Raw genomic sequence first — 9677 nt, 5'->3', positions numbered from 1 at the left:
TTTTTTTTTTATAGAAACTAAATGGAGTTTTTAAATAATGATAAATATGTCCTCATTGGAGGAATGGTCTTTTGGTAATTGACCAAGAAATTAAGTCGAACACTACATTATCCTCATGATAAGAATAGCTGCAACTATTTTGTGTTTATCCCGAATAAATTCCTATATTTTGCCTTTTTAACCTATTAAAAAGTTAATGATGGTGAAATGTACAAAATTTACTTTGTTCTTGATTGCTTTATTTTTTGTGAATTTGTCGTTTGCTCAAAGAACGATAATACATTGCGGAAAGCTAATAGATGGTAAAAGAAGCAAGGCCCAAGACAAAATGACAATTGTGGTAGATGGAGATAAAATAGTGGAAGTCCGATCAGGTTTTATGAAACCGGGAGAATCTGATCAATTATTGGATCTTTCGGGTAAAACAGTTTTACCGGGGCTAATGGATATGCATGTCCATGTTGAAAGTCAGACTAGTCCTAATAGTTATATACAACGATTTACTTTAAACGATGCCGATGTAGCTTATAGGGCTGCAAAATATGCCAATATTACCCTGATGTCAGGTTTTACTACTGTGAGAGATTTGGGAGGCAGCGGAGTAAATATTTCACTTCGTGATGCGATTAATAATGGGTATGCGGTTGGTCCAAGAATTTACACTTCTGGAAAATCTATTGCCACAACCGGAGGACATGCTGACCCAACAAATGGATATCGAAAAGAACTATCTGGTGATCCGGGACCTAAAGAAGGAGTGGCAAACGGTCCTTTTGATGCTAGAAAGGCTGTGCGTCAACGCTATAAAAATGGATCAGACCTGATTAAGATTACTGCTACAGCTGGAGTGCTTTCAATGGCTAAAAATGGTTCTGCCCCACAATTTATGGAAGACGAATTAAGGGGTATAATTGAGACTGCCAATGACATGGGCATGACTGTGGCTGCTCATGCACATGGTGCTGAAGGAATGAAAAGAGCGATACGCGCTGGGGTCACTTCCATAGAGCATGGTACTTTTATGGATGAGGAAACCATTGCCTTAATGAAGCAGCACGGTACCTGGTATGTACCCACCCTTTTAGCAGGTAAAACAGTGGCCGATTCAGCAAAAGTACCGGGATATTATCCAGAAATCGTAGTTCCTAAAGCTTTGGCGATTGGCCCTCAATTACAGGATACTTTTAGCAGAGCTTATAAAAAGGGAGTAAAAATTGCCTTCGGAACAGATGCCGGAGTTTTTGTGCATGGTTACAATGCCAGGGAGTTTAATTTAATGGTGGAAGGAGGAATGAGCGAAATGGAGGCCATTCAGGCAGCCACTGTAAATGCAGCCATGCTTTTGGGAATAGAAGATGAACTGGGGTCTGTTGAAAAGGGCAAAAAAGCGGATATTATTGCTGTGGAAGGTGATCCTTTGAAAGATATTTCTGTTCTTCAACAAGTGGAATTTGTAATGAAGGGAGGAGAGGTGTTTAAGAATATTTAGGTATTTTTATCAAATTAGAAAAGGCTTTCTCTTGTCTGGAGAAAGCCTTTTTTATTTAATTTTGGTTTATGGCTCTTCGTTTTTTATACTTGAAACTTAGGTAAGAAAGTACATCCCCAAATGAGTTAAGGCTTGCTTTTTGGCTTTCTTCTACTTTTTTACCATTCAAGCGAAGAAGCATTAATCCATAAATCCCATTTATACAGATTTGAATACCATCGGTGACTTTCCCTTCTGATAGCTCAAGATGTTTCTTGATATGCAACTTGGCTTGGTCATAGATGCTGCGGTAGTTCTTGTCAGATTTCAACAACTCCCTGTTCAAATCGGAGAGTTCTTTAACAATATCTACTGTTTCTCTTAAATGCCCTTCTTTTTCAATCCCCTCGGTTTTCATTTGTTCAATCACCTTACCATACCAAGCTTTAACTTCGGCTTTGTTTTTATCCTCTATGGGAAAGTGATTGATAACATATTTTTCAATTTCTTCCAGATTAAATTGATAAGCCCGCACTAAATCCTCCGTCTGATACATAAAGATGATGTATTCGGAAATGTTTTCTTTTCTTTTTTTCTCTGCAATGACCATGGAGACAAGGGTTTGTTTTTACCGGAGCACAATATCTAAAATTCAAGGGGTTAAACAAAATAATTAATAATGAATAATGAATTATTAATAATGGGTCTGATGTGTTTAACCTTTTTTATTAATAATGTTTGCTCTCTATTTTTTTATTCTCTTTTATTAGCAATTTAATTTCTCGATGAACAGTATTTTATAATAACGTTAGAGGGGTATAATCTTGTGTTTATATAAATTTAACCACTTTAGAATTAATTTTTCATTAGTATTCTTTCCCCTTTGGTACTTAAGTAAGATTTCATGCAATCGGCTGTCATGCAAGAATGAATAGGTATGACTCCGATTATGTCTCCTACCTCATGGCTATTGAAAAATTCTTTGCTGGCTTTGATGGTTCCATGCTCTTGACTGATCTTAGACAGATAGCTTTTTTGGTCAGGTAATTTCCAATGGTTGTTTTCCAAAGGGACTGCAAAACCATAAAAATCTTTTCCGAGAGCTTCGTTGTAGACACGGTCTTTGGAAAAATGAACACCGCCTCCGTAAATAATTATTTCGTTTCTATCGGAATGTTTGGCAACTATGGGGCAAGCCATGGCTACGGCAATTTGATTGATATCACAAGAACCAATAGACCATTGAGCCAGATCGTAAAAAGCAAAATTTCCTGGCCGGATCTCATCTACCCCTTGAAAATTGTCCATTCGACTGCAGGTGGGAGTGTCTCCCAGAGAAATCATGAGATTGGGATATTCTGATTCATATTGGGCTTTTAGCTCTTTCTTGATGGAAAGACTTTGTAGATGTACTTTTTCGATCTGTTTATCCCCTTTTGCTGCATAACTATGTCCAGCATGTCCCAGGAATCCGGAAAACGTAATGTTTTTGGATTCCTTAGATTCTTTTAAAGTATCATCAATTAGTTTTCTGTCATTGGGCAAAATTCCAGTACGGTGGTATCCAACATCAATTTTAAGAAAGACATTAAGGGGATGCTTTAGATTTTGACTTAGATATCGAATGCTTTCAACATTGACTGCAATCAGATTTAATTTTATTTGGGAAGCGAGCTGATTGATTTTTTCAATTTCCAGTATATTAACTGGAAAGGCCACTGTTATATCGTTCCATCCTCCTTCCATGAAATATAGAGCCATGTCAAGGGAAGAAACAGTGATTTTATCCACACCTTCATCGCGAAACCATTCAGCAACTTTCAAAGATTGGTGAGTCTTAAAATGTGGACGGAAGGAAAGTTGATGGTGCCTGGCTTTTTGTGCCATTGTCCGGATATTTTTCCTACATTTTTGTTCGTCTAGTAAAAGGGTAGGTACAGTGATCATATTTATAGGACTTAATTTTAAAAATGTGATAGTAGCCTTTTAAAATCTTCAATTATTACCAACTGATTAAATAGTTTTTCCCATTAATAGACGGGTTAAATCTCCAGGCTGATTTACCAGAAAGTCGGGTTGACAACGAGATAAAATTTTCTCACTTTGATATCCCCAACTGACAGCTATCATTTTAATAGATAATTTTTGGGCTGCTTCAATGTCTCTCGATTCATCCCCTAGGAAAACAAACTCACTTTTATCTAACCCTTCATTTTTTAGGATCTTTTTGAGTACTTTATGTTTGCCAAATAAATGTTTGGTAGTGTATATTTTTTCAAAAATACCACACAAGTTATGTTTTTGAAGAAAATAGGAGACGTTTTTCTTTGAGTTGGACGTTAAAATGAGACACTTGTAACCAAATTCCTTGAGCTGGAATAAAATTTCAAAAAGGTTGTGGAAAACAGGCTGTATCTCTTCTTTTCTTTTATGAATTTCTGCGCGGGCTTTTAAAATGATTAAAGGAAGCTTCCAGGGTTTGATATTTAAGGGTTTAAAAAAGTCCTGGGGCTTGCTGTTTCTCAAAGCTTGAAGCTCTTCGTCCTTAATTTTTTTACAGTTGAAATTTTCAGCAATGGAGTTATACACTTCTACCGCCAGATTTAATGTATTCGCCAGGGTTCCGTCAAAATCGAAAATAAGGATTTTGGGTTTGGAAGTTTTGCTGTATAAACTCCCATGTGGCACTGCTTTACTATAAGAGCTGAATGAGTCGCATGGGAGTTCTGAGGACTTTTGAAATCTATCCTTTTCTGAAGAAAGTTTCTTATTATTAATCAAAACGAATGGCCTTTATTGGTCGAACTTTAGTAATTACGGCCGTAGGAATTAAAAGTGTAGCCGTAACCAATAAAAATGTCATTAGGTTTAAAGCCAATATTAACCAGTTGTTCCATTCAATCGGCACAAAATCCATATAGTAGTTTTCAGGATCTAAAGAAATTAATTGGAATTGATCCTGAAGAATGCCAAAACCAATTCCTATCAAATTGCCAATAAGCAAGCCTTTTAGGATGAGTTGCATGCCGTTGTATATAAAAATCTTCCGAATTTGTCGGTTTGTGGCTCCTAAAGCTTTTAACATTCCTATCATTTGAGTTCGCTCCATGATCATGATAAAAAGAATGGTGATCATGTTAAAGCAAGCCACAAATATGAGCAGTCCAAGGAAAATATTTACATTCTTCGCTAAAAGGTTCAGCCATTCAAAAGTTTGCAAATTGAGGTCTGCGGAGGATTCCACATATAAGTCATTCTCAATGTTTCGGTAAATATAATCTTCGGATTGGTCCAGGGCATTTAAATCATCAATGAAAACCTCAAATCCTCCTACCTGAGTGGAGTCCCAGTTATTTAGTCTTTGCGTTAGAGCAATGTCACCTAAAATGATTTTATCATCAAAATCTTCCAGGCCAGTATTATATATACCTTTAATGGTTAATTTTCGGAAACGCTGTGGAACTTGCACAAAATACATGATGACATCGTCCCCTACATCTAGCTGAAGTAAATTGGCTAATTTTACACTGATCAAAATGTCGGTGGACCCATTGGGTCTTTTATGGGTAAGGAAATCACCTTTTACCAAGTTTTTTTCAAATCCCTTTTCATCAAAATCTTCTCCCACCCCTTTAAGGATTACTCCTTGTACATCTTCGTCGGTTCTCAATAAGCCGGCTTTATAACTGAAAGATTGCACATGTGTAACATGGGGAAAACTATCCGGATGTTGATAAAGTACCGAATTAAGGGAAACGGGACTTTCTTCAAAAGAGCTGGAAACAGTGAATTTGGTCACTTGTAAATGGCCCCCGAAGCTGTATATTTTTTCTGTTACGTTTCTTTTAAAACCACCCAATATTAAGATGGAAACAATCATAATGGCTAAACCCAAAGCAATGCTTGCCACCGCTATTTTGTGAATAGTGGCCGTAAAGGTGTTTGATTCAGGTTTGCTAATATGTTTCGATATGAAAAATGAAAAGTCCAATACCCCTATGTTTTATCAATGTTGAGAAACAAAGTAAATTGATTTTCCTGTTTCTAACTGGTAAAATCAATATTTCTTTAAAAAATATTTGATTTAATAGGACTAAAGGACTCCTATGCCTTTTTTAATTTTGCTGGTAAAGCAGTGTCCTATGGAAATTCCTCCTAAAAATCATTAAATTGGAACTTTTCTGAATTTTTTTGCACAATTCTTGATGTTCTTCTATTTCGGCCCCCGCAAAATAGGTTAGGTCGGAAAATAGCCGCTTTTCTTTTTTAATTCTGTAGTAAAAATTGAATTCGGCGGCTTTAAGGACTCACATTAGGTTTTATCAGTTTTGCTGGTACAGAAGTGCAGTATGGGAGTTCTTTTGATTTAGATTAGCTTTGTGCAGCTTTCGTTTATTCAAAACAAAGAAAATCAATTATGGTGAATCAGTTAATATGGTTATTGTCCTTCTTTACCTTATTTAGTTTTTTGCCTGTCTTCGCACAAGGTCAATCCCCTTTAACGGTTGGTGCTGAGCAGTTTGAGCAATATTTACCTCAAGTTCAAGATAAGAAATTGGCCCTAGTAGTAAATCAAACTTCGAGGGTGGGAGAAAAACATTTGGTTGATGCCTTGCTGGAGAAAGAGTTAGCTATTGTCAAGATCTTTTCACCTGAACATGGTTTTAGAGGAGATGCCGATGCAGGGGAACAAGTGGCAAATGGGACTGATCCTACAACAGGGTTACCTCTTGTTTCTTTGTATGGAAAAAATAAAAAACCAACCGCAGAGCAATTGCAAGATGTGGATGTGGTAATTTTTGACATTCAGGATGTAGGAGTAAGGTTTTATACCTACATCAGTACGTTGCATTATGTGATGGAAGCTTGTGCGGAAAATGGAAAAACACTAATCGTGCTTGATCGTCCTAACCCTAATGGGGATTATGTTGATGGACCGGTTTTAAGAAGCAATTATAGATCTTTTGTGGGCCTTGATCCGCTTCCTATTGTGCATGGAGTTACAGTAGGAGAATTGGCTGAAATGATAAATGGAGAAAAATGGTTAAAAGGTGGGTTGACTTGTGAGTTATTTGTTGTTCCTGTAAAAAATTATACCCATTCTACTTCTTATTCATTGCCTGTAAAACCTTCGCCCAACCTTCCAAATGATCAGTCCATTCGGTTATATCCGTCCTTATGTTTATTTGAAGGAACAAGGGTAAGTATAGGCCGGGGGACTACATTTCCATTTCAGGTCATCGGTTATCCTGATAAACGATTTGGAGATTTTTCCTTTACTCCCAAAAGTATTGAAGGGATGGCAAAATATCCTAAGCTGGAGAATGAGGTCTGTTATGGAGTGGATCTGCGGAAAAAGAAACCTAAAAAGTTCAATTTAAGTTACCTTATTGATTTTTATTTGAAATCCGATTCAAAAGAGGATTTTTTCAATGCTTTCTTTGATAAGTTGGCTGGCAATAGTGAGCTAAAAGAGCAGATTAAGGCTGGTTTTGATGAAAAGGAAATTCGGGTGAGTTGGGTAGAAGATTTGTTAAAGTATAAAGCTATTCGAAAAAAGTATTTGCTCTATCCTGATTTTGAATAATAGTATTTTACTTCAAAGGATAGTTTAAGATTTCAGATTTGCTTTAAGGTTCTTCCCTTTTGTTTTGGGAACTTACCTGAACGGGTTCCTGTGAACTATCTAGGAGTTGCAATAAATCCTTGATAGCTTTTTGGTTATTTTTCGTGAAAATATTTTCTCTTATATTTTTCTTTTCTCTGCTAGTGAGGTGCCAACTTAAGGCCGCCCGATGGTTCTCCTTTTCTTCTGAAAATGATTGATTCAATTTGCTGTTAGAATTTTCATAAACTTTTTCCAGCTGCTTGGGTGAGGTAGTGCGGCTTGGGGGTTTATTGGAGAAGTTATCGTTAATAGGTGACCAAAAGGAGGCCTCATTGTTTTTTTGCTTGTAATTGGTTGGGGCCGGTTTAAAAGAGCTTTCCTCACCTCCGTTATGGTGTGGCAGTCGGTAAATGTACTGTAATTCAATTTTATCCAAGTCTTTTTCAAACCATTGATGGGCCAATTCTATGGTATGGTCATTATTAAGGTCTTGAATGTTTTCCCAGTTTCGATACAGGCTTTCAATAGGGGTAAAGAATTTATAAAAAAGGGAATTGTTATTTCGGTGTTTAATAGGTTTGTTCTTTTCCGAGTCTCTTATGGAAACGATTACTACTCCAGAGGTGTTTTCATTGATCCAATCTTTAAAAACCTGCATAAAGTGTACGGCTACTGAAATGCCGAAATTATCTGCAATGCCGGCGTCCATGATTTCAATGGGTGGATTGGTGGGTAAAGTAATGGTAGGGGTAAAATAGGGAAATGTGGCGCTCATGCGAAGAGCCGAAATAAACCTTAAGCTATCCGCTCCGTGTTTTTCAAGGTATCTTCTAAAATCTACGCCCTTGTATTCTTTTTCTCCTATTATATTTTGGTGGAATGGAGAAGTGCCCATATAAGAAACATGCTGAGGGGAAATGAATAATTTTCTTCCATCATTGGTAATGGTGGGAGAAATAATGAGCATAGGAATTTGTGCTTTTTGCTCTGGAAGTTGGTAATCCGAAAGTTTTTTGTCCATGAGAAAATCCGTATTCCTATTCAATTGCTCCTCAAAAGCAAAACCTCTGTCTTTGGGGTAAATTTGTTGGGCATAAGTGAAATTTTTAAATCGCATGAACAGGTCATTGGTCAGCATATTAAAAATTACCGGATTTAAATTGTCAGAAGCGATTTTATCCAGGTATTTATGGTGATAAGGATTAATATCTTCCTTTTGCTGTTGTCGAAATTTTAGTTCCCGGAAATAACTAGCTCCAATAAGTCCCCCAGAAGCTCCTGTAATCAATAGGGTATGTTCAAAAAGTTTGCCTCCACTAATACTATCGGCTACTTGTAAGGCTCTTAAGCTCCAAAGTGCTGAACGTTGGCCTCCCCCACTAACACAAATAAAAACTAGTTTGGGGTTTTCTGTTGGTGGGAATTTTTTTCTCCAGTTCTCTAAAATATGGAGGGATTGTTCATAATCATGGGTATAGTTTTCAGAACCATTAGTTTTTTTAAGCTGTTTCAGGGAGTATTCTACAGGAGGAATATTATAATTCAGACCATAAGCTTTGTAAATATCACCTAAGAAACCTTGTCGAACCAATAATTCTCCTATAAACAAGAAGACCAACACAATGAGCAAAGACCAGCTCCTAAACCAATAGATTAAAGCACCGGTAAAAATGAGTACAAAGGTCATAAAAAGAATGGCGCTGGCGGCGGCAGGTATTTGAAAAATTGGGTGGTCGCTAAAAGCGCCCAGGCTGAAGATTAGGATAAATAAAAGGAGTTCAATAATAATAGAGTTCAGATGGTTCTGATTAAAAACTTTAAGGATGGTTTCTTTGTCGTAATAGTTTTGCCGTTCATTATTTTTTCGAACCCGCAATCTAAGATCTAAATAGTTTTCCACAGGGTAATTTTTCTTTTTCGCCCTATGGAGTTGACGCATGGCATGCCGTCGGCTAAAAGGGAGTTTCTTAAGTTGCTTATTGAGATTGTCGGCGATATATAGGAATATATCAGTATTTGTAAATCGAAAATAGATGAAGAAACCAGCCAGTACTATTCCAAAACCAATAAATAGGCCCGCAATTTTGTCTAGAAGTTTTAGGGGAGTCATGTACTCAAAGTCTATTTGAAAATCAATGACTTTATAGACATAGATTCCTATAAAAGCGAGAGGAATTATCGCATTATTGAGGCAGAATTTTGGGAAGGGATGGGTGAGTGTACCAATGAAGCTGAACCTGTGGCTATCCACAATGTAACAGGTGATGTTAAAAGCCATGCTAAATCCGCCCAATGTCAGGCCCATGATTAGAAAACCCCAAAAATTGGTTTTGTGCATATATTCAGGGTCCAGGAAAAGGTAGGGGATGCCCAGGGTTTTGCCCAAGTTACCTGTAACAAAGGCAAAAAGTACCCCCCAGCATAAAAGGATTAGGTAATTCTTTTTAAAGTGGTTGATTAACAACTGTATTGGAAAAGAATAAAGTAAGCTTTTAAGCATACTATAATTTTTAAACGCGTATCAAAAGCCGGAAAAAACCATTAAGAATAAGTTTGCTTGTCTTTGTTGTTTTTCATTTTGCAAATACTTTTCCTAGCAAT

The 9677-nt window shown here is 36.9% G+C and carries 7 protein-coding genes; 2 read left to right on the top strand and 5 right to left on the bottom strand.

Features of this window, described 5'->3' with window-relative positions; translation table 11 throughout:
• Positions 1-199 precede the first annotated feature (199 nt).
• Positions 200-1489: a metal-dependent hydrolase family protein gene (locus tag E1171_RS14670; protein WP_155206785.1), complete on the top strand. Its 1290-nt coding sequence runs from the start codon at positions 200-202 to the stop codon at positions 1487-1489.
• 55 nt (positions 1490-1544) lie between these two features.
• Here E1171_RS14670 and E1171_RS14665 read toward each other — a convergent pair whose 3' ends face one another.
• The 4 genes from E1171_RS14665 to E1171_RS14650 form a co-directional block, all read right to left on the bottom strand.
• The gene (locus E1171_RS14665) at positions 1545-2078 is read right to left on the bottom strand and encodes a DUF4924 family protein (RefSeq protein WP_155206783.1); all 534 of its coding nucleotides are present in this window, start codon (positions 2076-2078) and stop codon (positions 1545-1547) included.
• 245 nt (positions 2079-2323) lie between these two features.
• Entirely contained in the window at positions 2324-3415 is a 1092-nt protein-coding gene (locus tag E1171_RS14660) for an alanine racemase (protein ID WP_155206782.1), read from the bottom strand.
• A gap of 66 nt (positions 3416-3481) precedes the next feature.
• Positions 3482-4249, bottom strand: coding sequence for an HAD hydrolase-like protein (locus E1171_RS14655; protein WP_155206780.1), 768 nt, complete (start codon positions 4247-4249; stop codon positions 3482-3484).
• Positions 4242-5459, bottom strand: a complete 1218-nt coding sequence (locus tag E1171_RS14650) for an ABC transporter permease (RefSeq protein ID WP_155206778.1) — start codon at positions 5457-5459, stop codon at positions 4242-4244. The genes E1171_RS14655 and E1171_RS14650 overlap by 8 nt, the downstream gene beginning before the upstream one ends.
• Before the next feature lie 426 nt (positions 5460-5885).
• On the opposite strand from E1171_RS14650, the gene E1171_RS14645 reads away from it, so the two are divergent.
• Entirely contained in the window at positions 5886-7055 is a 1170-nt protein-coding gene (locus E1171_RS14645) for an exo-beta-N-acetylmuramidase NamZ family protein (protein WP_155206777.1), read from the top strand.
• Positions 7056-7098: 43 nt separating this feature from the next.
• Here E1171_RS14645 and E1171_RS14640 read toward each other — a convergent pair whose 3' ends face one another.
• Positions 7099-9576, bottom strand: a complete 2478-nt coding sequence (locus E1171_RS14640; protein WP_155206776.1) for a patatin-like phospholipase family protein — start codon at positions 9574-9576, stop codon at positions 7099-7101.
• Positions 9577-9677 lie beyond the last annotated feature (101 nt).

The sequence above is a fragment of the Xanthovirga aplysinae genome (assembly GCF_009711365.1).
Lineage (GTDB): Bacteria > Bacteroidota > Bacteroidia > Cytophagales > Cyclobacteriaceae > Xanthovirga > Xanthovirga aplysinae.
Note: the sequence above shows the minus strand (reverse complement) of the source record. Positions and strands in the feature narration are given on the sequence as shown.

What these genes read in the sequence shown, in the direction of transcription:
- E1171_RS14670 (WP_155206785.1), top strand. Translation starts at nt 200, where the DNA reads ATGGTGAAATGTACAAAATTTACTTTGTTCTTGATTGCTTTATTTTTT.
- E1171_RS14665 (WP_155206783.1), bottom strand. Translation starts at nt 2,078, where the DNA reads ATGGTCATTGCAGAGAAAAAAAGAAAAGAAAACATTTCCGAATACATC.
- E1171_RS14660 (WP_155206782.1), bottom strand. Translation starts at nt 3,415, where the DNA reads ATGATCACTGTACCTACCCTTTTACTAGACGAACAAAAATGTAGGAAA.
- E1171_RS14645 (WP_155206777.1), top strand. Translation starts at nt 5,886, where the DNA reads ATGGTGAATCAGTTAATATGGTTATTGTCCTTCTTTACCTTATTTAGT.
- E1171_RS14640 (WP_155206776.1), bottom strand. Translation starts at nt 9,576, where the DNA reads ATGCTTAAAAGCTTACTTTATTCTTTTCCAATACAGTTGTTAATCAAC.